At 72.2% G+C, this 25991-nt stretch carries 24 protein-coding genes and 1 pseudogene; 10 read left to right on the top strand and 15 right to left on the bottom strand.

The genetic code is table 11. The features are described from left to right. Window positions 1–94: 94 nt before the first annotated feature. Window positions 95–1255, top strand: a complete 1161-nt coding sequence (locus tag IM697_RS08960; protein WP_194046329.1) for an alkaline phosphatase PhoX — start codon at window positions 95–97, stop codon at window positions 1253–1255. A gap of 85 nt (window positions 1256–1340) precedes the next feature. After that, entirely contained in the window at window positions 1341–1784 is a 444-nt protein-coding gene (locus IM697_RS08965) for an excalibur calcium-binding domain-containing protein (RefSeq protein WP_194046330.1), read from the top strand. An 87-nt stretch (window positions 1785–1871) separates the two neighbouring features. Here the strand turns inward: IM697_RS08965 and IM697_RS08970 are convergent, their stop codons facing one another. Beyond that, a complete protein-coding gene (locus IM697_RS08970; RefSeq protein ID WP_194046332.1) occupies window positions 1872–2663 on the bottom strand; it encodes a hypothetical protein in 792 nt (263 codons plus the stop codon). Window positions 2664–2919: 256 nt separating this feature from the next. Here IM697_RS08970 and IM697_RS08975 point away from each other — a divergent pair, with 256 nt between their 5' ends. Next, entirely contained in the window at window positions 2920–3846 is a 927-nt protein-coding gene (locus IM697_RS08975) for an oxidoreductase (RefSeq protein ID WP_194046334.1), read from the top strand. A 60-nt stretch (window positions 3847–3906) separates the two neighbouring features. Here IM697_RS08975 and IM697_RS08980 read toward each other — a convergent pair whose 3' ends face one another. The 5 genes from IM697_RS08980 to IM697_RS09000 form a co-directional block, all read right to left on the bottom strand. After that, the gene (locus tag IM697_RS08980; protein WP_194046336.1) at window positions 3907–4686 is read right to left on the bottom strand and encodes an SDR family NAD(P)-dependent oxidoreductase; all 780 of its coding nucleotides are present in this window, start codon (window positions 4684–4686) and stop codon (window positions 3907–3909) included. A gap of 90 nt (window positions 4687–4776) precedes the next feature. Beyond that, the gene (locus tag IM697_RS08985; protein ID WP_194046337.1) at window positions 4777–5361 is read right to left on the bottom strand and encodes a TetR/AcrR family transcriptional regulator; all 585 of its coding nucleotides are present in this window, start codon (window positions 5359–5361) and stop codon (window positions 4777–4779) included. Window positions 5362–5427: 66 nt separating this feature from the next. Next, on the bottom strand, window positions 5428–5778 hold the full coding sequence (nirD, locus tag IM697_RS08990) for a nitrite reductase small subunit NirD (RefSeq protein WP_194046338.1): 351 nt from the start codon (window positions 5776–5778) through the stop codon (window positions 5428–5430). After that, window positions 5775–8381, bottom strand: coding sequence for a nitrite reductase large subunit NirB (gene nirB / locus IM697_RS08995; protein WP_194046339.1), 2607 nt, complete (start codon window positions 8379–8381; stop codon window positions 5775–5777). The genes nirD and nirB overlap by 4 nt, the downstream gene beginning before the upstream one ends. Further along, window positions 8381–9592 (bottom strand): NAD(P)/FAD-dependent oxidoreductase, encoded by a 1212-nt coding sequence (locus IM697_RS09000; protein WP_194046340.1) that lies wholly within the window; start codon window positions 9590–9592, stop codon window positions 8381–8383. Before IM697_RS09000 ends, nirB begins: the two co-directional genes overlap by 1 nt. Before the next feature lie 458 nt (window positions 9593–10050). Between IM697_RS09000 and IM697_RS09005 the strand changes: the two genes are divergently transcribed. Beyond that, window positions 10051–11538 carry a hypothetical protein gene (locus IM697_RS09005; RefSeq protein WP_228044578.1) on the top strand — a complete coding sequence of 496 codons (1488 nt, stop codon included), beginning with the start codon at window positions 10051–10053 and terminating at the stop codon, window positions 11536–11538. A gap of 27 nt (window positions 11539–11565) precedes the next feature. On the opposite strand, the gene IM697_RS09010 is transcribed toward IM697_RS09005, so the two are convergent. Next, complete coding sequence (locus IM697_RS09010) at window positions 11566–12222, bottom strand: biliverdin-producing heme oxygenase (protein WP_194046341.1); 657 nt, start codon at window positions 12220–12222, stop codon at window positions 11566–11568. Continuing rightward, complete coding sequence (locus IM697_RS09015; protein WP_194046342.1) at window positions 12219–13364, bottom strand: polyprenyl synthetase family protein; 1146 nt, start codon at window positions 13362–13364, stop codon at window positions 12219–12221. The genes IM697_RS09010 and IM697_RS09015 overlap by 4 nt, the downstream gene beginning before the upstream one ends. A 149-nt stretch (window positions 13365–13513) precedes the next feature. Here IM697_RS09015 and IM697_RS09020 point away from each other — a divergent pair, with 149 nt between their 5' ends. Next, window positions 13514–14296 carry a sulfite exporter TauE/SafE family protein gene (locus IM697_RS09020; RefSeq protein ID WP_194046343.1) on the top strand — a complete coding sequence of 261 codons (783 nt, stop codon included), beginning with the start codon at window positions 13514–13516 and terminating at the stop codon, window positions 14294–14296. On the opposite strand, the gene IM697_RS09025 is transcribed toward IM697_RS09020, so the two are convergent. Beyond that, entirely contained in the window at window positions 14293–15222 is a 930-nt protein-coding gene (locus tag IM697_RS09025) for an NAD(P)-dependent oxidoreductase (RefSeq protein WP_194046344.1), read from the bottom strand. The genes IM697_RS09020 and IM697_RS09025 overlap by 4 nt on opposite strands. Window positions 15223–15319: 97 nt before the next feature. Here IM697_RS09025 and IM697_RS09030 point away from each other — a divergent pair, with 97 nt between their 5' ends. Next, on the top strand, window positions 15320–15727 hold the full coding sequence (locus tag IM697_RS09030) for a winged helix-turn-helix transcriptional regulator (protein ID WP_194046345.1): 408 nt from the start codon (window positions 15320–15322) through the stop codon (window positions 15725–15727). Here IM697_RS09030 and IM697_RS09035 read toward each other — a convergent pair. From IM697_RS09035 to IM697_RS09050, 4 genes are all read right to left on the bottom strand, one after another. Then, window positions 15659–16300, bottom strand: a complete 642-nt coding sequence (locus IM697_RS09035) for a class F sortase (RefSeq protein ID WP_194046347.1) — start codon at window positions 16298–16300, stop codon at window positions 15659–15661. The genes IM697_RS09030 and IM697_RS09035 overlap by 69 nt on opposite strands. A gap of 117 nt (window positions 16301–16417) precedes the next feature. Beyond that, a complete protein-coding gene (locus IM697_RS09040; RefSeq protein ID WP_194046349.1) occupies window positions 16418–16936 on the bottom strand; it encodes a hypothetical protein in 519 nt (172 codons plus the stop codon). Window positions 16937–17493: 557 nt separating this feature from the next. Continuing rightward, window positions 17494–18462 carry an aminoglycoside phosphotransferase family protein gene (locus tag IM697_RS09045; RefSeq protein WP_194046351.1) on the bottom strand — a complete coding sequence of 323 codons (969 nt, stop codon included), beginning with the start codon at window positions 18460–18462 and terminating at the stop codon, window positions 17494–17496. Between the two features lie 132 nt (window positions 18463–18594). Next, the gene (locus IM697_RS09050; RefSeq protein ID WP_194046353.1) at window positions 18595–20241 is read right to left on the bottom strand and encodes a M4 family metallopeptidase; all 1647 of its coding nucleotides are present in this window, start codon (window positions 20239–20241) and stop codon (window positions 18595–18597) included. A gap of 110 nt (window positions 20242–20351) precedes the next feature. Between IM697_RS09050 and IM697_RS09055 the strand changes: the two genes are divergently transcribed. After that, the gene (locus IM697_RS09055) at window positions 20352–20786 is read left to right on the top strand and encodes a gamma-glutamylcyclotransferase family protein (protein WP_194046355.1); all 435 of its coding nucleotides are present in this window, start codon (window positions 20352–20354) and stop codon (window positions 20784–20786) included. Window positions 20787–20864: 78 nt separating this feature from the next. Here IM697_RS09055 and IM697_RS09060 read toward each other — a convergent pair whose 3' ends face one another. Further along, window positions 20865–23048: a molybdopterin oxidoreductase family protein gene (locus IM697_RS09060; RefSeq protein WP_194046357.1), complete on the bottom strand. Its 2184-nt coding sequence runs from the start codon at window positions 23046–23048 to the stop codon at window positions 20865–20867. Window positions 23049–23269: 221 nt separating this feature from the next. Here IM697_RS09060 and IM697_RS45830 point away from each other — a divergent pair. The 3 genes and pseudogenes from IM697_RS45830 to IM697_RS09070 all read left to right on the top strand — a co-directional run. Then, window positions 23270–23428, top strand: a pseudogene (locus IM697_RS45830) (hypothetical protein); the annotation flags it as partial. A 94-nt stretch (window positions 23429–23522) separates the two neighbouring features. Next, the gene (locus IM697_RS45835; protein ID WP_407699616.1) at window positions 23523–23762 is read left to right on the top strand and encodes an enoyl-CoA hydratase-related protein; all 240 of its coding nucleotides are present in this window, start codon (window positions 23523–23525) and stop codon (window positions 23760–23762) included. Window positions 23763–23948: 186 nt separating this feature from the next. Further along, window positions 23949–25223 carry a cytochrome P450 gene (locus IM697_RS09070; protein WP_265582708.1) on the top strand — a complete coding sequence of 425 codons (1275 nt, stop codon included), beginning with the start codon at window positions 23949–23951 and terminating at the stop codon, window positions 25221–25223. Window positions 25224–25247: 24 nt separating this feature from the next. Here the strand turns inward: IM697_RS09070 and IM697_RS09075 are convergent, their stop codons facing one another. Beyond that, window positions 25248–25934: a SanA/YdcF family protein gene (locus tag IM697_RS09075; protein ID WP_194046361.1), complete on the bottom strand. Its 687-nt coding sequence runs from the start codon at window positions 25932–25934 to the stop codon at window positions 25248–25250. Window positions 25935–25991 lie beyond the last annotated feature (57 nt).

The raw sequence follows: 25991 nt of genomic DNA on the forward strand, positions 1-25991 counted from the left end.
TTGGCACCACCCCTGGCACCTCTCTTGGCACCACTCTTGGCACGACCCCGTCGTCGACCGGCGGCGGGGCGGTACGACACCTCTTGGAGTGAGAGTGGAACGTCGTAGCCTCCTGCGTGCGGCCGCCCTCGGCGGCTCCGCCGCCGTCTTCGGCGGAACCCTGTGGCGCGGCGCCGCCCACGCGGCCCCGGCCCAGCCCGGCACCGGCCCCTACGGGCCGCTGGGCTCCCCCGATGCCAACCGCATCAGACTCCCCGCCGGCTTCACCAGCCGCGTCATCGCCCGCTCCGGCCGAACCGTCTCCGGCACGTCGTACACCTGGCACAACGCCCCCGACGGCGGCGCCTGTTACGCGGACGGGTCGGGCTGGATCTATGTCTCCAACTCCGAGATCAACCCCTCCGGCGGCGCCAGCGCGGTGAAGTTCTCGGCGACCGGCGCGATCACGGGGGCGTACCGCATCCTGTCGGGCACCCGGCAGAACTGCGCGGGCGGCAGGACCCCGTGGAACACCTGGCTGTCCTGCGAGGAGGTGTCCCTGGGCTACGTCTACGAGACCGACCCCTGGGGCACGAACGCGGCGGTGCGCCGTGCCGCGATGGGCCGCTTCAAGCACGAGGCGGCGGCCGCCGACCCGGTGCGCAAGGTGATCTACCTGACCGAGGACGAGTCCAACGGCCGCTTCTACCGCTTCGTCCCGACGACCTGGGGCGACCTGTCCGCCGGCACGCTCCAGGTGCTGGTCGCGGGCAGCGCCACCAGCGGTTCATACAGCTGGGCGAACGTCCCCGACCCCGACGGCTCCCCGACCGCCACCCGCTCCCAGGTCTCCGGCTCCAAGTCCTTCAATGGCGGCGAGGGCTGCTACTACGCCGACGACACGGTGTGGTTCACGACCAAGGGCGACAACCGCGTCTGGCAGCTCAACCTCACCAACAGCACCTACGAGCTGGCCTACGACGACTCCCTCGTCACCTCCGGCACGGCCCCCCTCACCGGCGTCGACAACATCACCGGCACCTCCTCCGGCGACCTGTTCGTCGCGGAGGACGGCGGCAACATGGAGATCTGCGTGATCACGCCGGACGACGTCATCGCCCCGTTCCTGCGGATCGACGGCCAATCGGGCTCGGAGATCACCGGCCCGGCGTTCTCACCGGACGGCAGCCGGCTGTACTTCTCCAGCCAGCGGGGCACCAGCGGCAGTTCGTCGGGCGGCATCACGTACGAGGTGACGGGCCCCTTCCGCGCATAGCGATTACGAAACAGACACACATCCTCCACAACTGGTAGCCGGGTATTACGGTCATCCCCTCACGCAACACCAGTGGGGGGATGACATGACCAATCCGTACACAACAGCACCCAAGTGGGCCCGCAAGCGCTACGTACTCCCCGCGCTCGCCCTGGCCTTCTTCCTGGGCATCGGCGCCGGCGGCGCGTCCGGCGAGGACTCGAAGAACACCGAGGCGAAGCCCACGACGGCAGCACCGCAGCCCACCGTCACGGTCACGGCGACGACGACGGCACCGGCGGAGAAGCCCGAACCGGCGCCGACGGTGACGGTGACAGCGACGGCCACGAAGACGGTCAGGGTCACCGCCACACCCGCCGCGGACAGCGGCTCCGACTCCCTCTCCGACGACGGCGACTCCTCCGGCAGCAGCGTCTACTACGGCAACTGCGCCGCCGCCCGAGCCGCCGGCGCCGCACCGGTACGCACGGGCGACCCCGGCTACGGCCGCCACCTCGACCGCGACGGGGACGGCGTGGGCTGCGAGTGACGCCCTGTCTCACCGGCCCGCGGCGTGGCCGTGGGCCCGCCCGCCGCGATCCCGGTCGCCGCGGGCGGGCGATTCACCGGTCCGGGCTCACTTCACATCGACGAAGTCGGCCGAGCCGGTCGTGGCCAGGGTGAGGCTCGTGGTCGCGAAGTCGTAGCGGTACGCGCCGTCCGCCGTCGCCGGCACGGTGGCCGTGGCCCAGCCGTTGCGGTCGGTCTTGATCTTCTGCAGCGTGACGAAGGCGCCGCTCGTGCCCTTGCGGTACTGGAGCAGCACCTGGTGCCCGATGAGGGGCACGTTCGTGCGCGTCTCCCAGCTGGCGACGGTCATCCGGGCCTTGACCGTGAGGTCCTTGCCCTTCTTCACCGGCTGCGGGGTGGCGACGGTCTGGGACATGTAGGTCTGGCGCTTGATGCGTGCGAGGTAGGCGCCTTCCCCGCGGGTGACGTTGCCGTCGCCGTCGGTGGCCACGGGGCTGATGGTCCAGACACCGGCAAGGGCGTTGCTGCGGAGGTTGACGTTCGGGTCGGCGGTCACGAGGGCCTCGCAGAAGGAGGTGGTCTCGTTCATCTTCACGCAGTGGCTGGACCCGACCATGACCCCGTCCGCGTTCGCCCGGTCCTCGCCGTGCCACAGCTCGTACGACACACTCTGGACGCCGGACGGGTCGCTGACCGTGGCGGAGACCGAGAACACCCTCTTTCGCGCGGCCTCGACACCCACGGTGTAGTCGCGGTCGTGGTTGACATCGATGTTCCAGAACGTCGTGCCCGAGTCGTCCTGGTCGGCCCCGGCGGCCGGCACGGCGAGAGCGTTCACGGCCAGCACGGCGCTGAAGGCGGCGGCGGTGGCGATAGCTGCAGTGGCGCGTCTGCGCATGGTGTGGTTTCCCCACGCTCGATGGAATGGCGGTGACTTCACCCGCGTCAGACAAGGGCGACTTCAGGGGGGTTGTGCACCCTGGCCGCCCGGCCCAACTCTTAATCCCGCCGTCGCCTTGAGTTGGCGGAATCATGGGTCACCGCACACCTCCCACGCGCCCGGACTGGCCCCCCACCCCGTTTCGGCGCAAGGTGATGAGGTACCCCGGTTTTGACCCGCCCCGAAGACCCGTCGCCCCCCGAAGGAGCACCGCATGTCCGGCTGGACCGTGCACGACATCCCCGATCAGAGGGGCCGTCTCGCCGTCGTCACCGGGGCCAACAGCGGGCTCGGCTACGTCACGGCGCGGGAGCTGGCGCGGAAGGGTGCCCGGGTGGTGCTCGCGTGTCGGAGTGAGGTGCGGGGTGGGGTCGCGCGGGATCGGATCGGCAGCGAAGTGCCCGACGCGCGGGTCGAGTTGAGGCGGCTGGAGCTGGGAGATATCGGCTCGGTGCGTGAGTTCGCCGCGGCGCTGCCGTACGACCGTCTCGATCTGCTCGTCAACAACGCCGGGGTGATGGCGTTGCCGTACGGCACGACGGTGGACGGGTTCGAGACGCAGTTCGGCGTCAACCATCTCGGGCACTTCGCGCTCACCGGTCTGCTGCTGCCCGCACTGCTCGACACCCCGGGCGCACGCGTGGTGACCGTCTCCAGCCCCATGCACGCGATGTCCAACGTCGACCTCACCGACCTCAACAGCGAACACCGGTACCGGCGTTGGGTCGCCTATGCCCGGTCCAAGACCGCCAACCTGCTGTTCACGCACGAGCTGGCGCGCAGGGTCGACGCGCAGGGGGCGGACGTGGTGGCCGCCGCCGCGCATCCCGGGTACGCGGACACCAACCTTCAGGCCGCTGGACCGCGCATGGCGGGGCGCCGGGGCAGCGAGTGGCTCCTGCGCTTCGGCAATCGGGTCTTCGCCCAGTCCGCCGAGGCCGGTGCCCTGCCCACCCTGTACGCCGCGACCGCGCCCGGCGTCCGGCCCGACTCCTTCACCGGCCCGTCCTTCGCCATGTGGCGCGGGTCGCCCGCACCGTCCTGGCGGGCGCCCTGGACCGTCAGCGACCGGGCGGGCGAGCTGCTCTGGGAGGCGTCGGAGCGGCTGACGGGGGTGACGTACGACGCCCTGAAGGTGTGAAGACTCAAGGCCTCAAGGCCTCAAGGCCTCAATGCCTCAAGGCCTCAAGGTCTCAAGACCTCAGGCCGTCGCGCCGCTGTCCACCACCAGGTCCGTGCCCACCACCGACGAGGCGTCGTCCGAGGCCAGGTAGAGGACCGCCGCGGCCACCTCGTCCGTCGTCGAGACGCGGCCGAGGGGGAGGGTGGCCCGGGCGCGGTCGGCGCGGTCCGTCTCCTGCTCGCCGGGGCGCAGCGACATGGGGGTGTCCACGGCGCCGGGGCTGACCGCGTTGATGCGGACGCCGTCGCGGATGTGGTCCAGGGCCGCGCCCCTGGTGAGGATCGAGACCGCGGCCTTGGTGGCGGCGTAGGCGGCGGCGCCGGGGTGGCGGGTGTGGGCGCCGAAGGTGGAGGCGATGTTGACGATCGCGCCGCCGGCCGGCTGCGACCGCATCTGGCGGATCTCGGCCCGGAGGGCCAGGAACACGCCGGTGAGGTTGATGTCGAGCTGGTCGCGCCAGTCCGCCTCCGACAACTCGGCCAGCGGCTGCCCGCCGCGGAACACGCCCGCGTTGTTGACCGCCACATCGAGCGAGCCGAAGCGGTCCACCGCGGCGGCCACCGCCGCCCGGACGTCGTCGGCCCGCGAGACGTCGGCGGTCACCGCGAGCGCCTTGCCGCCGGCCTCCTCGACCAGCCGGACGGTCTGCGCCAGCGGCTCCGGCCGGCGTCCGGCGACGACGACCTGGGCGCGCTCCGCGGCGAACGCGCGGGCGATGCCACGGCCGATCCCGGAGCCCCCGCCGGTGACGAGGACGGTCCTGTCGGTGAAGCGGGTGCGGTGTGCTGCGGTGGTCATGATCTCCCTGCTCTCCCCTGCTCTCCGCTGTTTCTTGACCGATCGGTTCAGTATGCGGGCCGGAAAAACGCCCTTCCGATGAAGGGCGTTTCAGTCGAGCAGCGCCAGTGCCTGCTCCGCCGCGTCCCGGACGCGGGCCGGGTCCGACAGTGCCTTGCCCGCGACCCTGAGCCCCTGCAGCAGGACCAGCAGCATGCGGGCGAGGGCGAGCGGGTCGCGGTCGGCCGGCAGTTCGCCCTGGGCCTGGGCCCGTATCAGCGCCGAGTGCAGCACCGTCTCCAGTTGGTCCCAGTTGCGCTCCACGTGCCGGGCCACGGTCGCGTCGTGCGGGGCCAGTTCGGCCGCCGCGTTGGTGACCATGCAGCCGTTCAGGCGCAGCCGCTCGTCGGCGGCCTCGGTCGCGTACCGGCGTACGACCGCCCGAACGGCCGGCAGTGCGGGCCCCGGCTGGGACAGCTCCCGCACGATCGGCGGGAGCCCTGTCCGGTCGTAGCGCTCCAGTGCCTTCAGATACAGCTCGTGCTTGTTGCCGAAGGTCGCGTACAGGCTCGCCCGCCCGACGCCGAGGTGCTCGACGAGGTCGGACATCGACGTCGCCTCGTAGCCGCGCCGCCAGAACAGCTCAAGGGCTGCCTGGAGCGCGGCCTCGGGATCGAACTCCTTGGTCCTGGCCACGGAAGGCAGCCTAGGTTCATCCAGAACGATCGGTCAAGAAAGCTCTTGCGTCGGTCGGGAATCCGACTACGAGCACCGCACCTCGTACGTCGCGATGCGCACCGTCTCGTCGTCCAGGCACTGCCCGGTCTCCAGGTCGAAGCGCTGCTTCAGCAGGGGCGAGGCGACGAACGGCCGTCCCTGGTGGGAGCCGATCAGACCGCGGGAGAGGACCGCGGCGCCGCCGAACGGATCGCGGTTGTCCACCGCGTACAGCTTCCCGGCGCGGTCACGGAAGAGGGCGGCCTGGCGGCCGTCGGGCAGCAGGGCCGCCACGCCCCGGCCGGGGAGCAGCCGGGTCAGTTCGCAGACCGCGAACCAGCCGTCCTCGAGCTGCAGCTCGATCTTGAGGTCGGTCGTCTCGGGTGCCAGGGTCATCGCTGGGCGCTTCCTTCCAGGGGGCGGTGGCCGATGGTCAGCAGCGGCAGGTCGGGCTTGATCTGCTCGCGCTCGGGGACGAAGCCGACGACCGGGTCGGGGGTGTCGGGGGCGTTGACGAAGGACACGAACCGGGCGAGCTTCTCGGGGTCGTTGATGGTCGTCGCCCACTCGTCGGCGTAGTTCGACACGTGCGCGGCCATCAGGGACTCCAGCTCCTCGCAGATGCCGAGGGAGTCCTCCACGACGACGTCACGGACGTGGTCCAGGCCGCCGGGGATCCGCTCCAGCCAGGTGGAGGTGCGCTCCAGGCGGTCGGCGGTGCGGATGTAGAACATCAGGAACCGGTCGATCAGGCGGACCAGTTCGGCGTCGGAGAGGTCCTGCGCCAGCAGGTCCGCGTGGCGCGGGGTGGCGCCGCCGTTGCCGCCGACGTAGAGGTTCCAGCCGTTGGCGGTGGCGATCACGCCGAAGTCCTTCGACTGGGCCTCCGCGCACTCGCGCTGGCAGCCGGAGACGGCCGACTTCAGCTTGTGCGGCGAGCGCAGGCCCCGGTAGCGCAGCTCCAGGTCGATCGCCATGCGGACCGAGTCCTGCACGCCGTAGCGGCACCAGGTCTGGCCCACGCAGGACTTCACCGTGCGCAGCGCCTTGCCGTAGGCGTGGCCGGACTCGAAGCCGGCGTCCACCAACCTGGCCCAGATCAACGGCAGTTGCTCGACCCGCGCGCCGAACATGTCGATGCGCTGGCCGCCGGTGATCTTCGTGTAGAGGCCGAAGTCGCGGGCGATCTCGCCGATCACGATCAGGCCCTCGGGGGTGATCTCACCGCCGGGGATGCGCGGGACGACCGAGTACGAGCCGTTCTTCTGGAGGTTGGCCAGGAAGTGGTCGTTGGAGTCCTGCAGAGCGGCCTGCTCGCCCTCCAGGACATAGCCGCTCACGCCGATCGTCGGGGCGAGGGAGGCGATGATCGAGCCGACCGCCGGCTTGCAGATCTCGCAGCCGTCGCCGCCCCGGGCGCCGTCACGGCCGTAGCGGTCGAGCAGGTCCTGGTAGGTGTTGATGCGCAGGGCGAGGACGATCTCGTACAGCTCCTCGCGGGTCTGCGAGAAGCAGCCGCACAGGCCCTTGTCGACCTCGACGCCGGACGCCTCCAGCTCGGCGGTGACCAGCTGGCCGAGGACCTTGACGCAACTGCCGCAGGTCGTACCGGCCTTGGTGCACTTCTTCACCTCGGGCACGGTGGTGCACTGGTGGTCGGTGACCGCCTCGCGGATCGTGCCCTTGCGGACGTTGTTGCAGGAGCAGATGATCGCGTCGTCCGGCAGCGCGGCCGGGCCGAGCTGGGCGGGCGCCCCGGCGCCGGCCGGCAGCACCAGCGACTCCGGCGAGACCGGCGGGACCGAGCCGGTGAACGCCTTCAGCGTGCCGTACGCCTCCGCGTCGCCGACCAGGATGCCGCCGAGCAGTGTGCCGTCGCGGCCGATGACCAGCTTCTTGTACAGGCCGGCGCGGGAGTCGGAGTACACCACGTCCAGGCAGTCCTCGGCGGTGCCGTGCGCGTCGCCGAAGGACGCCACGTCCACGCCGAGCAGCTTGAGCTTGGTGGACAGGTCGGCGCCGACGAAGGAGGACTCGTCGGAGGCGATCGTCGCCGCCGCCGTCTCGGCCTGCTCGTAGCCGGGGGCCACCAGGCCGTACACCCGGCCGTCCGCCGCCAGGGCGCACTCGCCGATCGCGAAGACGTGCGGGTCGGCGACCGTACGGCACTGCTCGTCGACCGTGATGCCGCCGCGCTCGCCGACCGTCAGACCGCAGTCGCGGGCCAGCTGGTCGCGGGGGCGGACACCGGCGCTGAACACCACCATGTCGGTGGCGAGTTCGGAGCCGTCGGACAGCTTCATGCCGGTGACGGCGCCCTCGCCGTCCACGACGATCTCCTGCGTGCCCACGCCCGTGTGCACGCTCAGGCCCATGCCCTCGATGGTGCGCAGCAGCGCCGCGCCACCGCCCTCGTCGACCTGCACCGGCATCAGCCGGGGCGCGAACTCCACGATGTGCGCGTCGAGTCCGAGGCCCTTGAGCGCGCCCGCCGCCTCCAGGCCGAGCAGACCGCCGCCGACGACGGCACCGGTGGTGGCCCTGCTCTTCGCGTACTCCTCGATCGCCAGCAGGTCCTCGATCGTGCGGTAGACGAAGCAGCCGGTGGCGTCCTTGTTCGGGACCGGCGGCACGAAGGGGTAGGAGCCGGTGGCGAGGACGAGGGTGTCGTACTCGAAGACCTCGCCGGACCGGGCGGTGACCTTCCTCGCCTCGCGGTCGACGGAGACGGCCGGGTCGCCGACGTACAGCTCGATGCCGTGCGTGTCGATGAACTCCATGTCGGTCATGGAGAGGTCCTCAGGGGTCTTCCCCGAGAAGTACGAGGTGAGCGCCACGCGGTCGTACGCCGGACGCGGCTCCTCGCACAGCACGACCACGCGGTGCGTGGCGGTCAGGCCGCGCTCGGCGAGCGCCTCCAAGAAGCGCTGGCCGACCATGCCGTGGCCGACGAGCACGATCGTGGGGGTGGCCTCCGTGGCCTCCGGGGTGGCGGTCATCAGGAGCCTCCATCGTTGGTGAGCAGGTGGAGCAGAGGGCCGTCGTCGGGGAGCGGCTCTGCTCCCTCCCAGGCGCGGGCGAGCGCGCCGACGGTGCCGAGTTCGCCGACGAGGACCCCGCCGACCAGGCGGTCGTCGCGGACGACGACCTTGCGGTAGGTGCCGCGGGTGGCGTCGGTGAGCTGCACGACGTCGTCGCCGGGCCGGGCCTCGGTCTCGCCGAACGCGGCGAGGTCGAAGAAGCCCTCGCCGGCCAGCGTCAGCCGGGTCAGCGCCCGGGTGCCGGTGTAGCGGGCGGTGCCGTCGCCGGCCAGCGACTCGGCGAGGACGTCGGCCTGTTCGAGCGCGGGCGCGGCCAGCCCGTACACCGTGCCGTCGTGCTGTGCGCAGTCGCCGATGGCCCGGATGTGCGGGTCGGACGTACGGAGCTCGTCGTCGACGACGATCCCCTTGCGCACGTCCAGTCCCGCGGTCTGTGCGAGGCCCACGCGCGGGTGGACCCCGCAGGCCAGGACCACGAGGTCGGCGTCGAGGGCGTAGCCGTCGGACATCTCGACCGAGCGGACGGCGCCGCCGACGCAGCGCACGTCCCGCACCCGGCACTCGGTGTGGATCTCGACGCCGAGGTCCTTCAGATGCCGCTGTACGAGCTTGGAGGCGCTCGGGTCGAGCTGGCGCTCCATGAGCCGCTCGCCCTGCTGGGCGAGCACGACCTGCGCACCGCGCAGCGCGAGGGCACGGGCCGCGGAGACCCCGAGGAGCCCGCCGCCGATCACGACCGCCCGCGCACCCGGCCGGACCGCCTTGGACAGCCCCAGGCAGTCGTCCATGGTCCGGAAGGCGTGGACGCCCTCCGGCAGCACATGGTCGGGCGTGAACAGGCCGCGCAGCGGCGGCAGCACCGGGTTGGAGCCGGTGGCCAGGACGAGGGTGTCGTACGCGATCTCCGCACCGTCCGCGAGATGTACGGCTCGCATCTCGCGGTCGATGCCGGTGACCCGGCCGCGCGTGAGCTGCGCGGGCTCCGGCAGGGCGATCACGTCGGGGCTGTACCGTCCGGCCAGCACCTCGGCGAGCAGCACCCGGTTGTACGGGCGGTGCTCCTCGTCGCCGACGAGCGTCACGGACGTGCCGAGCTCGCCGAGCCGCCGGGCGAGTCGTACGCCCGCGAGGCCGGCGCCGATCACCACCACACGCGTATTCGAGGTCATGGCATCGAGCGTGCGGTGCCGGTGTTTCCCGACCGCATCACGTCTGTTTCCCACGGGGAACGCTGCCCTCAGCGGGGGCTGGAGGGCGGTGTGAGGGTTCGGAGGGGGCGGCGGGGGCGGGCTGTGAGGTCGGAAGGGGAAAGACGGGGTGCGGGTAACCGAACCCCCCGCTTCCGTGCAGCCGCCATCGTCTACGACCGGGAGCGGCGGGATGATGGAGACGTTCGGTTTGGGCAGCTCACACACAGGCGGGTCGTGCCGATGAACCTGGGCTGGCCGCTGCGGGCCGGGTCGGACTACTCCGACGCGTGGGGCGGGCCCACCTTCGCGGGGCAGGGGCGTTTCACGCGATCGTCGGCGGGGCCGGGTGGGTAAGCGTCGGCTGAGCTACAGCCACAGTTGGCCAGTCCGTCCCCGTGGCAATGCCGTCGGGGGCGCGGATCAGGGACCGGCTGCGCATGGAGGCGGCCGATGAGAAAGACCTGCACCTGGTGGGCGAGTACCTGGGACGCCACCAGCGTGCCGACCTGGCTGAGCGGGTCCGGCTTGGTCAGGTCGCTGCGAGGGACACACGACGGGCGGAGCGGAAGAAGAGGCTGACTGCGGTTTTCTCCTCCCGCTGGGCCGGGGCGATGACCCGGGCGAGCGAGGACCAGTACCAGCTGTCGATGCGCTGCTTGTACGAGGAGCGAGCGGGGCTGCGCCGGGCCATCCGCACCATCGCGGGGCGCCTGGCAGTCCCCTGCGGTATGCGGTCCAAAGACCGAGTGCGTGGCTACACCGACCAGAACGAACGGGTCCAGAAACAGCGCCGGATGCACGTGCTGAAGGCCCGCCTCGCCATTGTGGAGCATAAGATCGCCGCCGGGCGGCCGTCCATCGTGGCTGGAGGCCGCCGCCTGGCCAGACGGCGGCACAACCTGGCCGACGCGCGGATCACTGAGGCCCAGTGGCGGGAGCAGTGGCACGCCGAGCGGCTGTTCCTCACCGCAGACGGCGAGTCCGGCGCCCCGCACGGCAACTACACCATCACCGTCGCTCCCGAAGACGGCATGGTGACCCTGGTACTGCCCGAACCCTTGCGGCACCTGGCCAACGCGCCCCGGGGTCGATACCGGCTCTCCTGTCCTGTGCGGTTCTCCCACCGCCGCGAGGAGTGGCTCGACCGCATCACTGCGCACCGGGCCGTGCGCTACGACATCACTTGCGACCCGGTCCGAGGCCGTTGGTACCTGGACGCAAGCTGGACCGCCGACACAATCCCTCCGCCCACCGAACCGATCACTGTCCCGCTCGATTTGGCTGGCCCCACCAGCACTCGGGACGGCCGCCTGCGCGCCGCGATCAGTGACCTGATCACTGTCGCCCGCGAGCACGACTGCGCCGCAATCGCCATCGAAAACCTCGGCTTCACCGACGCCCGTCAAGTCGGGCGGGAGGCCCTGGGCCGGGGCAGGCGTGGGAAGACGTTCCGGCGAACAGTTGCGGGGATTCCCACCGCCCGCTTCCGCGAACGACTGCGTGGCATGGCGTATCACGCGGGGTTGGTCGTGGTCGCGGTCGATCCGGCCTACACCAGCCGCTGGGGTGCACAGCACTGGACCACGCCCCTGCAGGAGCAGGTGAGGAAGACCACGGTCACCCGGCATCATGGTGCCGCGGTGGCCATCGGCAGGCGTGCCCTCGGATTCGGGATCCGGCGTCGGCCAGGTGTGACCGTCCGCCACCGGAGGATGGCGGCGCGGAGAGCTACCGGCCAGGCCGTATCCCTGCCGCGGGCGTGCGGGACCGCGAGCCCACTCAGGACAGCGGGCACGCCCACCCGGGGCGGCAAGACCCGACCGTGCCGAGGTGACCGACTCGCGCTGTTCCCAGGCCCTCAAGACCGTTCGGAGGGCCACCGGACCACACGTCCGGATCATGGCGAGTTGGCCAGCAGTGGCTGACAACCCTAGGAATGGTGCTGGCCGTCCTCAGATATCTGGAGGGCACGCGCGCGTGACCGGGCCCGGACCGGCCGAGAGGGCCCGTGTCACCAGGGCCGTGTGGCGGTAGGCGCGTTCGGCGGCGGCGATGACGCGGGACTGGAGCGCCGGGTCGGTCAGGGTCTCGTCCAGCCGGGCGGTGAGGCGGGCCCAGCGGTCGCGGTCGCCGCTGCCGTAGTAGGCGACGCCTTCGGCGCCCAGTCCGTAGGCGGCGCGGACGAGGGGGCGCAGGGACCGGGCGCCGAGTGTGGAGCCCTCCAGGACGTAGAGGAAGCCGAGCAGTTGGGGCGGGTCCGCCGCCGAGGTCCGCCTTATCTCGTCCGCGAACGCGTGCGTGGCCTCGGCCGCCAGGGCCGCTGGTACGGCCCCGGACGCGGTGAAGTGGCGCAGGTCGGCGTCGAGGAGGGGGACCTTGACGAAATCCGGTGACCACACGCGAGCGATCTCCGGGCAAGTGGCGTGGGACAGTTCGGCCAGCTCGGTCTCCAGGGCCTCCCACACGTCTCGGAAGGCGGCGAGCTGGCCGACGTAGCGGGGGAGGGGGAGCGTTCCGTCGCGCAGGGCGAGGGCGAAGTCGGAGGACTCCAGGGCGTCGTGCCACGCCCGGGTGGCCGCCCGCAGCCGCCCGGCCGCCGTGGCCGTCACCCGCCGCTCCGCCGCCGGAGCGTCTCGTGCAGCCGGTCGATGAGATGGCCCTTGCGGTCGATCGTCACATCGAAGTAGGCCGCGCTGCGGGGCGACCGGCACACACCGTGCACGGCCTCCTTCGCCGACCGCTTCAACTCGACGGCCCGGGCGGACAGTTCGAGGAGGACGTCCGGCAGGTTCGGGTGGTGGAGGACGTACGACCGCAGCCGCGCGCCCGTGAGATCGCCCGTGAGGCCGCCCGGGTCGGCCGGCCGCGGCCCGGAGCCGAGCAGCTCCAGGAACACCCGGTTGCTCAGCCCGTCGAAGTCCTCGTGGGTGTTGGCGCCGCCCAGCTCCGGCACCACGTCGGTCAGATCGTTGAAGAGCTGGCTCGCCAGCCCGAGCCGGCGCATCGCCTCGTCCAGGGCGTGCCGCTCCTCCTCGACGACCCGCAGACCGGCCAGGGCGGCGTCCAGCGGCATCCGGAACAGGGTGCCGGTCTTGCGCTCGGCGACCGACTCCCAGAAGCGCACCCGTGCCTCGCGCGAAGCGGCCAGCAGCTCGGCGCGAGTCCGCGCCGACCTCGTCGCCAGGTCCAGGGCCTGCCCCGTGAAGCCGAGGCCGACGCTGCGCACCAGGCTGTCCGCCACGGCCGGGTCCGCCACCTGCCGCAGCGCCTCCATGATCAGCCAGCAGCCGGTGTTGAGAGCGACCGGCACCCCATGGGTGACGTGCAGCGCGGGCTCGCCGTAGCGGACGTGGCTGTCGTCCTGGATGTCGTCGAGCACCACCGCGGCCTTCAGCAGAACCCGCACGGCCACCGCCACCCGCCGCACCACGGCCAGGTCGGCGGAGGCGTCCTCGTCGCCCGACTCTCCCGGGAATCCCCGGTAGTTGCGGTACGCCCAGTACACCATCGACGGCCGCAGCGGCGCCGCACCGCCGGGCGCCCCCGCGGCCGGCGCCAGCGCCTGCTGGCCCACCTTGGAGCCGAGGGCGTCGGCGACCGGGGTGAGGAGAGCGCGGTGCAGGGCGGTGGCTTGCGCCGATTCCCCGCCCGGGGGCAGCGAGCCCAGGAACGCGCGCAGGTCGTCCTCCAGCAGCGCGGCGTCACGGCGCACCACGCCGTCCACCCGCGTCGCGCCCAGGCCCGCACCCATGCTCGGATGGTGGATGCCGAAACGAAGTCGGTCAAGATCGCTTTTCCGTCACTCATGCGTGGACATCCTGGCATTTGGCCGGTTCCCGAACCTCAGATGCCGCTCATATACGTGGACGGTGCATGCACCCTCTGCCTAGGGTCGCGATCATGCCCGACATATCCCTGACCGCGATCGCCGTGCTGTGCCTCGCGGCCCTGGCGGCCGGCTGGATCGACGCCGTGGTCGGCGGCGGTGGCCTCCTGCTGCTCCCGGCCCTGCTGCTCGGCCTCCCGGCGAACACCCCGGCCGCGTACGCCCTCGGCACCAACAAGGCGGTCGCGATCGTCGGCACGTCGGGCGCGGCGGTGACGTACGCCCGCAAGGCCCCCGTGGACGTACGCCTCGCCGTGCGCATCGGTCTCGCGGCCCTCGCGGGTTCCTCCGGCGGCGCCTTCTTCGCGGCCGGAATGAGCACCGAGGTGCTCAAGCCCGTGATCATGGTGGTGCTGCTCGGCGTCGCCGCCTTCGTCATCCTGCGCCCCGCCTTCGGCACGGCCCCGGCGACGGGCCCCGCCTCGCCGCGCCGGGTCCTCGCCGCGATCGGCCTCGCGGGCCTCGGCATCGGCTTCTACGACGGTCTGATCGGCCCCGGCACCGGCACGTTCCTCGTCCTCGCCCTCACCGCCGTACTCCACCTCGACCTCGTCACCGCCTCCGCGACCGCGAAGATCGTGAACTGCTGCACCAACGCCGGGGCGCTGGCCACCTTCGCCTGGCAGGGCACGGTCCTGTGGCAACTGGCCGTGGTGATGGCCGTGTTCAATCTGGCGGGCGGCACGCTGGGGGCGCGCACGGCGCTGAAGAAGGGCAGCGGTTTCGTGCGGGCCGTGCTGCTGACGGTGGTGTTCGGGCTGGTGGCGAAGCTGGCGTACGAGCAGTGGGTGGCCTAGGCGGGCCGGCCGCCCCGCATCCGCCGCAGATCCAGCAGCTCAACCGCCCCTGTCGTGTCCTCGTCCCCGTGCCCCTCGGCCAGCCACCGCTCCAGCAAAGCCATGTACGGCGTCAGCAGCTCCGCGCTCAGGCCCTGCTCCTCGGCGGTGGCCAGCAGGGTGGCGTTGCCCGCGACCTGCATGGCGAGGGAGGAGACGACATCCCTGCCGTAGTCGCCGCTCTGCAGCTGTTCGGCGGCCCCGAACGCGGCGGGCGCCATCGCACCGAGCCACGACACCAGCAGCGGCGCGAAGTCCTTCGGCGCGACGTCCTCGCCGCGGATCAGCGCGAAGGCGTGCAGGACGCCCGCGAACATGCCGCTCATCGCGCTCAGCAACGCCACGTCGTGCAGCGCCGCGAAGCCCGGGTCCGCACCGACGTACCGGGTGCCGGCCGGGACGGCGAGGGTGTCGCCGTGCTCCTCGAAGAGAGCGGGCGAGCCGCTGTAGAGGACATACGCCCCCGACCGCGCGTCCCCGATCATCGGCGGTACGGCCATGATCCCGGCGTCCAGGAAACGGGCGCCGCGCGCCTCGGCCCAGGCGGCACGGGCGCGGCCCTGGGCCGGTGTGCCGGTCGTGAGGTTCACCAGGTCACGGCCCGACAGGTCGGCGCCTTCGAGGGCGTCGCCGACCGAGGCGTCGTCGAGCAGACAGACGACGACCAGCCGGCTCGCGGCCACCGCGTCGGCGGCGCTCGCGGCGACGGTCGCGCCGTCGGCGGCCAGGGGCTCGGCCCGGGCGGGGGTGCGGTTCCAGACGGTGACCGGGTGGCCGGCGGCGAGCCAGGCGCGGGCGAGGGCGGTGCCCATGGTGCCGGTGCCGAGGAGGGAGAGAGGGGTTCGGGAGGCACGGGAGGCACGGGAGCCGATCGGGTTGTCAGTCATGGCGTTTAGGCTCGTCGCAGGGGAACGGCCCGCTCAAGTACGTACTTCGGAGTGGGTGGTTACCGCCGGGAAAGGGTCCAGGCAGGGGAGGGGCGGCATGGCGGTCGGACGACGGCCGGGGGCGTACATCTGTGGGATCGACGCGGCGATGGACGTGGTGGGCGGCAAGTGGAAGGTGCTCGTCCTGTGGGCGCTGAACGAGCGTCCGTGCCGCTTCGGGGAGCTGCGCCGGGAGCTGACGGGCGTGACGGAGAAGGTGCTCGCCGCACAGCTGCGGGAGCTGGAGGCCGACGGCATCGTCCACCGGGAGGCGTACGACGAGGTGCCCCCGCGGGTGGAGTACTCCCTGACGCCGCTCGGCGTGACGCTCAACGCGGCGCTGGCTCCGCTGGGGGCGTGGGGCCGGCAGAACATCCTCGAAGACCGTGCGCGGGGGTCAGCGACCGCTGCTGCCGACCAGATGAGCGAAGACCACCACATTGCCCCGATACCCGGTCGTCCGTGAGTAACCCCCGCCGCAGGTGATCACCCGCAGCTCGGGGCGCGCCGCCGCGCCGTACACCTTCTCGTCGGGGAACGCCTTCGCGTCGTACACCTCGATCGCGTCGACCGAGAACCGGGCCGTGCCGCCGTCGCGCCTGTCCACCTCGATCGTGCTGCCCTTGCGCAGGGCGCCGAGGCGGTAGAAGACGGCGGGCCCGTCGGCGTTGTCGACATGGCCGGCGACGATAGCGGTGCCCGTCTCGCCGGGCGTGGTCCCGGCCTCGTACCACCCGGCGAGGTTCTTCCGCTCGGCCGGCGGCACATCGAGGCTGCCCGCCTTCGTCAGCCCCAGGCCCATCAGGGGCGCGTCGACCTGGATCGAGGGTATGCGGATGCGGTCGGGAGGCGAGGGCGGCAGCGCGTCGGTGCCCACGGTGCGGGGCCGGCCGGTCTCCCGCGCGCCGGCCTGCGAGGGCGACGGCTGCGGCGGGGCGGGCGTCCCGGCGCCGCTGCTCAGCAGCCAGGCGCCGGAGCAGAGGGAGAGGAGGGTGACGGCGGCTATGGCGGCGTCACCGGCACTCCTTCGACTGCGCACGCGAGCCTCCCGTGACTCTCCTGGGGCCACCCGTTCCCCCTCCGGGCCGCGAGGGGCGTCGGACCCGGAGGGGGAGGGGACGTGCGGTACCGGCGGACGGACAGCGGAGGGTGTCCGTCAGATCCCGTCGCCTCTCGCCCGGCGATGCAGGAGCCAGGTACCGCCCGCGGCGGCGACGGCGAGAGCCGCCACGCCGGCCGCGGTCTGCACGGGATCGCGGCCGTCCGGGCCGCCGACCCCCGTCTTCACACTTCCTCGCGGATGCACCTGCCCGCGCGTCGCCGTCAGCGTGACCACCAGGTCCCCCGTCACCCGCCGGCCGCCCTCGGCACAGGTCGCGACGATCTCGTACGTCCCCGGCTGCGCACTCGGCGGCACGCGGAACTTCCCGGCCGCCTGCTCGTCGCCACTGCCGGCCGCCATCGTGAAGTCCCCGGCGCCCACCGCACTGGCGTCGCCCGCCGCGGCCCCGTTGCGGCACGCGTCCGTGCGCACCGTGACCTCCCCGCCCGGCACGACCGAGGCCGGCCCCAGCTTCAGACCGCCGCCTTCGGCGCCGTACGCGGGCGCGACGACGGTCCCCACGGCGCCGACGGCCAGCGCGGTCCCGGTCAGCAGTCGGGCGGTACGTCGCATCGAAGCTCCTCCGCACTCAACGGGCCACGGCCCGCGACACCCCCATGTGCCGCTGCGTCGGCCGTGCCCCTGCCCTTCCGAGGTAAAGGGGAGCGGGGCGGGTGCGCTTCCCGAGAGAGCGCCGGAAACGGCTGAACGGAGCTTGGGAGGGAGGGGCGGAATCGCCGACGGACCAGTGTTTCAGCAGGTCACCGCAGCAGTGCGAGGGCGCTGCGGAGGAGAATAGGTTGGGCGGGGCACCGGGGTGTGAACGGGTGACGGCCGAGGCCCGGTAGTCGGGGTCGGCTGGGTGGTCGGGGAGTGGGGAGCCGGGGTCGGCCGGGCAGTCGGGCAGTCGGGATTAGTTCGGCAGACGGGGTCAGCTGGGCGGGTCGGGCGGTCGGGGGCAGGCGGGCATCCGGGATCAGCCAGCCGGGAGCCGGGAGCCGGGAGCCGGGAGCCGGGCAGCCGGGGCTAGCCGGGAGGCGGGTAGCCGGGGCCAGCCGGGTAGTCGGGGCCAGCCCGGAGCCAGGCAGGCAGGAGCAGACAGGCGGTCGGGAGTAGTCGGGCGGTCGGGATCAGTTGGGGGATCGTGGTCCGTCCAGTCGTTGGTCTCGGCTGTGCGGCTCGTCCGGTTGCCACTCCGCCAGTACCTCGCTCACCGCACGCCTTCCCACCCCCGCCAGTACCGGATTCGTGCCGTTCCCGCAGACGTCGCCGTAGTAGTGCTCGGCCATCAGCCCGAAGCAGAACGCCCACCCCCGCCCCCGCGCCCACGTCGCGTCGTCGACGTCGGCCGCCGCGCGGAAGACCTCGCGGGCTTCGGCGTCGAAGACCGCCCAGGCCGCGATGGTGTCGGCGGCGGGGTCGCCGACGCCGAGGCCGCCGAAGTCGATGACCGCGGTGAGGTGGCCGGAAGAGGTCAGCAGATTGCCCGGCAGGAGGTCGCCGTGGAGCCAGACGGGGGCGGCGGTCCACTGGGGGAGGCCGAGGGTGTGCTCCCAGAGCGCGGTCGCGGCCGGCGCGTCCAGCGTGCCGGCGGCGGCCAGCTCCCGGATCGCGGTGCGGACGTCGTCGTCGCTCTCGCCGACCGGGCCGCCCCGCCAGGACGGCGGGCCGCCGACCGCGTCCACCTTCCGCAGCGCCGCCACGAAGCGTCCCAACCGCTCGGCGGCTCCGCGTAGTTCGGTGATCGGCGCGTCGTGGGCGTTCTCGCCGTCCAGCCAGTCGTACACACCCCAGGGAAGTCCATAACCGGCGGCCGGTTCTCCCTTCGCCAGCGGTGTGGGGATGGCGAGGGGGAGGTGCGGGGCCAGCCGCGGCAGCCAGCGGTGCTCGGTGTCGACCTGGCGGGCCCCGCCGGGGAGCCGCGGCAGCCGTACGACCATGTCGTCGCCCAGCCGGTACATGGCGTTGTCGGTCCCGGCGGAGGCGACCCGCACCACCGGCAGCCCGGCCCACCGCGGAAACTGCTCCGCGACCAGCCGGGCGACCAGTTCCTCGTCGATGTCCATCTCATCGGCGTGCATCTTCGTGGGCGACGACATACGGCTCCGTCCGTGACGGGTGGGAGTGGCGTTGAGCCAGCCAGCACCCTAGGAGCGCGGCGAGCCCCACGGCCAGCCGATTACGGCTTCGCGGAACCCTGCAGCCGCCACCACCGCCCGGTCGCGCAACCGTCAGTCCACGTTCACCGCGCTCCACGCCGCGGCCACCGCCGCGGACTCCGCGCTCCCGGCCCCGTACAGATCCCGCGCCGCGTTCAGCGTCGCCGTCCGCGCCCCCGCGTACTTCGTCGAGGACGTCATGTAGACGGTCAGCGCCCGGTACCAGATCTTGCCGAGCTTGTCCCGGCCGATGCCCTGCACCGAAGAGCCGTCGCAGGTGGGCGAGTTGTAGCTGACGCCGTTGATCGTCTTCGCGCCGCTGCCCTCGGCGAGCAGATAGGCGAAGTGGTTCCCGATCCCCGACGAGTAGTGCACGTCGAGCTGCGACGTCGACGTGCTCCAGCAGTCGACCGAGACCCCGTCCCTGGACGGCTTGTCCATGTACCGCAGAGCACTCCGCCCGAGCCCCGACCGGACGACCTTCTCGCCGATCAGATAGTCCCCCGGATCCGAGGAGTTGGCCGCGTGGAACTCCACCAGCGTCCCGAAGATGTCGGACGTCGCCTCGTTCAGCCCACCGGACTCGCCCGAGTACGTCAGCGCCGCCGTCTTCGACGTCACGCCGTGCGTCATCTCGTGCCCGGCGACGTCCAGCGACACCAGCGGACCGAGCTGCTCGCCGTCACCGTCGCCGTACGTCATGCAGAAGCAGGTGTCGTCCCAGAAGGCGTTGTTGTAGTCGTTGCCGTAGTGCACCCGGTTGAACGACCCCTTGCCGTCACCCGCGATGCCGTCGCGGCCGTGGACGTCCCTGTAGTAGTCCCACGTCATGTCCGTGCCGTACTGCGCGTCCACCGCGGCCGTCGAGCGGTCGGCCGTCGTGCCGCTGCCCCAGTGGTTGTCGGCGTCGGTGAAGACCGTGGACGGGGCGCGGTCGAGACAGATCGTCAGGATGCACAGGTCGGTCCTGTTCGCCGCGTCACCCGTGTACGTGCCGCCGCGCGTCGCGTCCTTGAGCTGGTACGTCGACCCCGAGGCCGTCGTGCGAAGCGGTACCGTCCCCGCGTACAGCGACCTGCCGTCCCCGGACGCCGTCTCGATGCTGTCCCACGCGTCGATCTGCGCGCCCGTGCGGGCGTCCGTCAGCACGGTCCGGGCGACCGGATTGCCGAGCGAGTCCTGCGCGACGGCATTGGTCCGCCAGGCCAGCCTCGGTGTGCCGTGCAGGGCGTCGACGACCAGCTCGGGCTTGGCCGTCAGCCGCTTCAGGGTCTCGCCGAGGTTGACGGCCCGCAGCGCGTTCGCCGCGAGGTCGGCCGCCCTGGGCGCCGGGACCTCGGGTGTCACGCTCGACAGCGAGATCGGGCTCCGCACAGCGCGCGAGGCGCCGCGATACGTACCGTCCTCGGCCAGGTGGAGGACGAAGTCTCCGCCGATGACGGGGAGTTGGCGATAGGTGCGGTCGTAGCGGACGTGCTGCGCGCCGTCCGCGTCCACGACCACGTCCCGAACGCGGGTGCGCTGCGCGTCGGTCAGCCCCAGACTCCCCGCGAGGTCCGCGAGGACCGACGCCGCGTTGTCGATCGCGGTGGCCCGGCTCGGCCGGTCGTCCGCGCCGGCGGTGGGGGAGAGGGCGGTGGCCAGCAGGGTCGCGGCGGCGACGGCGGTGCCCGCCGTGGCGAGACGGGAACCTCGGATGTGCGGCCGTATTCGGCTCATCGGTCTCCTTGAACAGGACGGCTCAGCGAGTGACCAAGATTCAAGGGGGCGTGCACATGCCATGACCAGGGGGAATACGTGCAGGTGTGTGAGGGGAGAGAATCGTTTCCGTGACCCTCTCTCCTCGACTCCCGTTCTTCGTCTACGGCACGCTCCGCCCCGGCGAGCCCAACCACGACCACTTCCTGCGCGGCCGCACCCTCACCGAGGAACCGGCACGGCTCGAAGGGGCGGTGCTGTACGACGGTCCGGGCTACCCGTACGCCGTCGAGGACGCGAGCCTCGGCGGCACGGTGTACGGCGACCTGGTCACCGCCCGCCCCGAGCAGTACCCCGCGCTCCTGTCCGCCCTCGACCGCCTGGAGGAGTACGCCCCGGGCGACCCGCGCAACCTCTACGAGCGCCTCGCCCGCAAGGTGCTGCGCACCGCCGACGGAACAGCCGTACCGGCATGGGTGTACGTCGCCGCCCCCACCGTCGCCGCCCGCCTACGCGCGAAGGGCAGGCTCATCGAGAGCGGCGACTGGGCGACGCGGGCCGGGTGAACTCCGGGGTGACCGCGTCCAACAGGGCCAGTCCAACAGGGCCAGTCCAACAGGGCTCGTCCAACAGGGCCCGTCCGGCTACGACTTCACCGCTTCCACCCGCACCGCGCACGCCTTGAACTCCGGCATCCGCGACGTCGGGTCCAGCGCCGGGTTGGTCAGGGTGTTCGCGCGGCCCTCGCCCGGCCAGTGGAACGGCATGAAGACGGTGTCCGGGCGGATGCCGGTCGTGATGCGGGCCGGCGCCACCGCCCGGCCCCGGCGCGAGACCACGGCCACCGGGTCGCCCTCGGCCGCCCCGAGCCGGGCCGCGAGCCGTGGGTGCAGCTCGACGAACGGGCCCGGCGCGGCGGCGTTCAGCTCGTCGACACGGCGGGTCTGGGCGCCGGACTGGTACTGCGCCACGACCCGCCCCGTCGTCAGCAGGACCGGGTACTCGTCGTCGGGTTCCTCGGCGACCGCCCGGTGCGTGACGGGGGCGAACCTCGCGCGTCCGTCGGGCGTGGCGAACCGGTCGAGGAAGAGGCGGGGGGTGCCGGGGTGTACGGCGGTGGCGGTGGCCTCGTCGTCCTGCGCGGGGTCGTCGGCCCCCGCGGTCGCGTCCAGCGAGGCGTCCTCACAGTCCTCGGCGTCGTCCGGGGCGGCCACCCCGGGACACGGCCAGAACACCCCGTTCTCCTCCGCCAGCCTCCGGTACGTGATCCCCGAGTAGTCGGCCGGCCCGCCCGCGCTCGCCCGCCGCAGCTCCTCGAAGACCTCCTCGGGGTCGGTCGGGAAGCTCTTCTCCAGGCCCTTCCCGCCGCCCAGCCGCGCCGCCAGCTCGTGCATGACCTCCAGGTCGCTGCGGACGCCCTCCGGCGGGGTGACCGCGCGGCGGCGCAGCAGCACCCGGCCCTCCAGGCTGGTCGTCGTGCCCGTCTCCTCCGCCCACTGGGTGACCGGCAGGACGACGTCCGCGAGGGCCGCCGTCTCCGACAGCACGACGTCGCACACGGCGAGGAAGTCGAGGGACTTGAACCGCTCCTCGATGTGCGCGGCACGCGGCGCCGACACCACCGGGTTGGAGCCCATGAGCAGCAGTGACCTGATGTCCGTGCCCAGCGCGTCCAGCAGCTCGTACGCGCTGCGTCCCGGCCCGGGCAGGCTGTCCGGGTCCACGCCCCACACCTGGGCCACGTGCCGCCGCGCCGCCGGGTCGTCCAGCTTGCGGTAGCCGGGCAACTGGTCGGCCTTCTGGCCGTGTTCGCGCCCGCCCTGTCCGTTGCCCTGCCCGGTGAGGCAGCCGTAGCCGGACAGCGGCCGGCCCGCCCGTCCCGTCGCCAGGCACAGGTTGATCCACGCGCCCACGGTGTCCGTGCCCTTGGACTGCTGCTCGGGCCCGCGCGCGGTCAGCACCATCGCGTGCTCGGGCTCGCAGAACAGCCGTACGGCCTCGCGCAGTTGGGGCACGGACACCCCGGTGATCCGCTCCACGTACTCCGGCCAGTGCGCCATCGCGGCGGCCCGCGCGTCCTCCCAGCCGGCCGTGCGCTCCTGGATGTACTCCTCGTCCACCCGCCCCTCGGCGACGACCAGGTGCAGCAGGCCCAGGGCGAGGGCCAGATCGGTCCCGGGCCGGGGCATCAGGTGCAGGTCCGCGTGCTCGGCGGTCCTGGTGCGGCGCGGGTCGACGACGATGAGGGTGCCGCCGTTCTCCTTCAGTTCGTTGAAGAAGCGCAGCGACGGCGGCATCGTCTCCGCCGGGTTGGAGCCGACGAGGATGACACAGCCCGTCTTCGGGATGTCCTCCAGCGGGAACGGCAGTCCCCGGTCCAGGCCGAACGCCTTGATCCCGGCCGCGGCCGCCGACGACATGCAGAAGCGGCCGTTGTAGTCGATCTGCGAGGTGCCGAGCACGATCCGCGCGAACTTGCCGAGGCTGTACGCCTTCTCGTTCGTCAGACCGCCGCCGCCGAAGACCCCGCACGCGTCCGGGCCATGTTCCGTACGCGTGCGGCCGAGGCCCTCGGCGATCCGGTCCAGCGCCTCGTCCCAGGTGGCGGGCACGAGCGTGCCGCCCGACCGCACCAACGGCGAGGTGAGGCGGACGCCCGACGCCAGCACCGCGGGAGCCGTACGGCCCTTGCCGCACAGCGCTCCCCGGTTCACCGGGAAGTCCGGGCGCTCGACCACCGCGACACCCCCGTCCTGCGAGGGCGTGAGGTTCATTCCGCACTGCAGGGCGCAGTACGGGCAGTGCGTGGGCGTCACGGAGTTCGGCATACCGTCCAGCGTGAGTCGGGCGTGTTACGTGCGCGGCGGCCCCCTGTTACGCGGCCGGGACGGTGACCTCCCCGTCGCCGCCCGGCCGCCGTGAGGCGCGCGGGCGCCCCGCGGTGGGCGCAGCGTGTGGCCGTGCTGGAGTACAGGGCGCAGAGGTACGGACGCACTCTGGTGAAGATCGGCCGTTTCGAGCCGACGAGTCAGGTCCGCTCGACCTGAGCATGTCAAAGTCGGGCGCACGTCCACCGCGCCGGCGCTGTACGACGCATGGACTCCGCACGGCATTCGACCCCCTCATCGCGGGGGAGTCGGCGGTCTTCGGCCAGCCGGGGATCAAACTGGGCGTGATCCCCGGCATCGGCGGCCCCCAGCGACTGACCCGCCTGGTCGGCCGGGCGAAGGCGATGGACCTGGTGCTGACCCGTCGCACGATGGACGGCGCGGGAGGCTGGAAGCTGAGGTCTTGTCTCCCGGGTGGTCCCGGACGACCGGGTCCTGCCGGAGGCCCTGGAGGTGGCGGTGACCATCGCCTCGTACGGCCGCGCGGCGGTCACGGCGGCCCGCGAGTGCGTCGACCGGGCCCTCGAAACCGGCCTGCGCGACGGCCCTCTCTTCGAACGCCGCGTCGTTCACGCCCTGTTCGCGACCGATGACCAGAAGGAGGGCATGACCGCGTTCCTGGAGAAACGAGCGCCCGTCTTCAAGGGGCGCTGAGGGCCACACCAGCCCGGTACGGCGTGGCGCAGGACACGTTCGACCGGGGATTGCAGCCGGGAAGCATCAGGGAAGTCATAGGGGGCGCCCATGACCGCCGTGAAGGGATGACCCGTGACGCTCGCTGCGCCTCCCCCCATACCCCGGGCCGCAGGATCGTTTCCGCTCATTGGCCATGCTCTGAAGATGCGCGACAACCTCGGTTTCATCGCGTCGCTGCGCGAGACGGGGGAACCTCTGATCGAGATCGTCCTGCAACCCGGGACGCGGACCGTCGTGGTGCAGGATCCGACCCTGATCCACCAGATGCTGAAGGCTCTCGCGCCGACCCTCGACAAGGGCCGGCTCTACGACAAGATGGGCCAGATGCTGGGCGACAGCGTGGTCACCGCCGTCGGCCGCACGCACGTGCGCAAGCGCCGCCAGCTCCAGCCGGCCTTCGCCCACACCGAGATCACCCGCTACATCGACATCATGCGCGCCGAGGTGACGGCAGCCGTCGCCGCCTGGAAGCCCGGCGGGACGCTCGACGTGCGCGAGGTGATGGTCCAGCTCAGCCTCAACATGCTCGCGAAGACCGTGTTCTCGGGCAGCCTCGACGGGGCCACCTTCCGTCAGTTGCGCAGCGACCTGTCGGTGGTGATGAACGGCATCGGCACCCGCCTCATGCTGCCCGACTGGGTCGAGCGCCTGCCGCTTCCCTTCAACCGCCGCTTCGACCGGGCCCGAGCCGCCATCCGCGCCACCATCAACAGCGCCGTCGAGGAACTGCAGGCCTCCGGGCACGACACCGGGGACATGCTGTCCATGCTGCTGCGCGCCGTCGACGAGGAGACCGGCCGGCCGCTGACCGGGGATCAGATCTGTTCCGAGATCCTCACCCTGGCCGTCGCCGGCACCGAGACCACCGCTCTGGTGCTGTCCTGGGCCCTGTACGAACTCGACCGCCACCCGGAGATCGAGGCCCGCGTCCTGGCCGAGCTGGACGAGGTCGTCGGTGAGCGGCCGGTCGCCTTCGACGACCTGACCCGCCTGCCCTACCTGAACGGGGTGATCACCGAGACCCTGAGGCTGCACCACCCCGGTTGGCTCGTCACCCGCCGCACCACCACCGAGACCCGGCTCGGCGAGTGGACCCTGCCCGCCGACACCGAACTGGCCTACTGCCAGCACGCCCTGCACCGCGATCCCGAGCTCTATCGCGACCCGCTCACCTTCGATCCGCAGCGGTGGCGGGACGATGCCCAGGAGCCCCGGCCGGGCGCGTTCCTGCCCTTCGGGGACGGCAAGCACAAGTGCATGGGCGACCGCCTGGCCCTCGCCGAAATGATCACGGCGCTCGCGACGATCCTGCGGGCGGTACGGCTGGAACTCGCCGAGGGACAGACCGTCCAGCCCGTGGCCCGGACCACCGTACGGCCCCGCACTCTGCAGATGACCGTCCGCCCCCGCAGCGGATGACGCCGGTCAGGGGTGACCGCGCCGCTACCGCGGTGTGCCGAGGGCCTGGGTCACCCCGGGTTCCTTCCGCCCCAGGAAGCGGGGGTCCGGCTCGAAGACGGCGTCCAGGGCCGCCTTGCCCGCCGCGAAGAGCTCCCTGGTACCGCCGTAGTACCAGGTGGCGTCGTGCTTGGCGTCGACCCCCACGCCGTACGACGCCACCCCCGCCTCCTCGCACAGCGCGACCGCCCGCCGGATGTGGAACCCCTGGCTGATGAGCACGGCCTCGTCGACGCCGAAGATCTTCTTGGCCCGGACGCAGGAGTCCCAGGTGTCGAAGCCGGCGTAGTCGCTGACGATGCGCGAGTCGGGCACACCGTGCCTGGTCAGGTACGCGCGCATGGCGTCGGGCTCGTCGTAGTCCGCCCGGCTGTTGTCACCGGTGACGAGGACCACCTCGATCCGCCCCGCGCGGTACAGCTCGGCCGCCGCGTCCAGCCGGTGGGCGAGATACGGCGACGGCTCGCCGTCCCACAGTCCGGCGCCGAAGACGACGGCGACGTCGGTGCGCGGCGCGTCCGCCGTCGTGCGCAGCCGGTCACCGGTGACGACGTACATCCAGGTGGCCGGAAGCAGCGCCAGCACACACCCGGTCATCACGGTCTGCACCAGCCGCCGCTGCCCGGCGCGGGTGCGCGGCACTCTCGGCCGGCGCGGCTTCGGCAGTCGCATCGGACGGTCCCTCCCCAGGGGCGGATCACGGCCCGCCCTCGACCCTCAGGGACGTCC

Source organism: Streptomyces ferrugineus, assembly GCF_015160855.1.
GTDB classification, from domain to species: Bacteria; Actinomycetota; Actinomycetes; order Streptomycetales; family Streptomycetaceae; genus Streptomyces; species Streptomyces ferrugineus.

Excerpts from the sequence above, each read along its gene's own strand:
- IM697_RS08965 (WP_194046330.1), top strand. The coding sequence starts at position 1,341 with ATGACCAATCCGTACACAACAGCACCCAAGTGGGCCCGCAAGCGCTAC.
- IM697_RS08970 (WP_194046332.1), bottom strand. The coding sequence starts at position 2,663 with ATGCGCAGACGCGCCACTGCAGCTATCGCCACCGCCGCCGCCTTCAGC.
- IM697_RS08975 (WP_194046334.1), top strand. The coding sequence starts at position 2,920 with ATGTCCGGCTGGACCGTGCACGACATCCCCGATCAGAGGGGCCGTCTC.
- IM697_RS08980 (WP_194046336.1), bottom strand. The coding sequence starts at position 4,686 with ATGACCACCGCAGCACACCGCACCCGCTTCACCGACAGGACCGTCCTC.
- nirD (WP_194046338.1), bottom strand. The coding sequence starts at position 5,778 with ATGACCCTGGCACCCGAGACGACCGACCTCAAGATCGAGCTGCAGCTC.
- nirB (WP_194046339.1), bottom strand. The coding sequence starts at position 8,381 with ATGACCGCCACCCCGGAGGCCACGGAGGCCACCCCCACGATCGTGCTC.
- IM697_RS09000 (WP_194046340.1), bottom strand. The coding sequence starts at position 9,592 with ATGACCTCGAATACGCGTGTGGTGGTGATCGGCGCCGGCCTCGCGGGC.
- IM697_RS09005 (WP_228044578.1), top strand. The coding sequence starts at position 10,051 with ATGGAGGCGGCCGATGAGAAAGACCTGCACCTGGTGGGCGAGTACCTG.
- IM697_RS09015 (WP_194046342.1), bottom strand. The coding sequence starts at position 13,364 with ATGGGTGCGGGCCTGGGCGCGACGCGGGTGGACGGCGTGGTGCGCCGT.
- IM697_RS09020 (WP_194046343.1), top strand. The coding sequence starts at position 13,514 with ATGCCCGACATATCCCTGACCGCGATCGCCGTGCTGTGCCTCGCGGCC.
- IM697_RS09025 (WP_194046344.1), bottom strand. The coding sequence starts at position 15,222 with ATGACTGACAACCCGATCGGCTCCCGTGCCTCCCGTGCCTCCCGAACC.
- IM697_RS09030 (WP_194046345.1), top strand. The coding sequence starts at position 15,320 with ATGGCGGTCGGACGACGGCCGGGGGCGTACATCTGTGGGATCGACGCG.
- IM697_RS09040 (WP_194046349.1), bottom strand. The coding sequence starts at position 16,936 with ATGCGACGTACCGCCCGACTGCTGACCGGGACCGCGCTGGCCGTCGGC.
- IM697_RS09045 (WP_194046351.1), bottom strand. The coding sequence starts at position 18,462 with ATGTCGTCGCCCACGAAGATGCACGCCGATGAGATGGACATCGACGAG.
- IM697_RS09050 (WP_194046353.1), bottom strand. The coding sequence starts at position 20,241 with ATGAGCCGAATACGGCCGCACATCCGAGGTTCCCGTCTCGCCACGGCG.
- IM697_RS09060 (WP_194046357.1), bottom strand. The coding sequence starts at position 23,048 with ATGCCGAACTCCGTGACGCCCACGCACTGCCCGTACTGCGCCCTGCAG.
- IM697_RS09070 (WP_265582708.1), top strand. The coding sequence starts at position 23,949 with ATGCGCGACAACCTCGGTTTCATCGCGTCGCTGCGCGAGACGGGGGAA.
- IM697_RS09075 (WP_194046361.1), bottom strand. The coding sequence starts at position 25,934 with ATGCGACTGCCGAAGCCGCGCCGGCCGAGAGTGCCGCGCACCCGCGCC.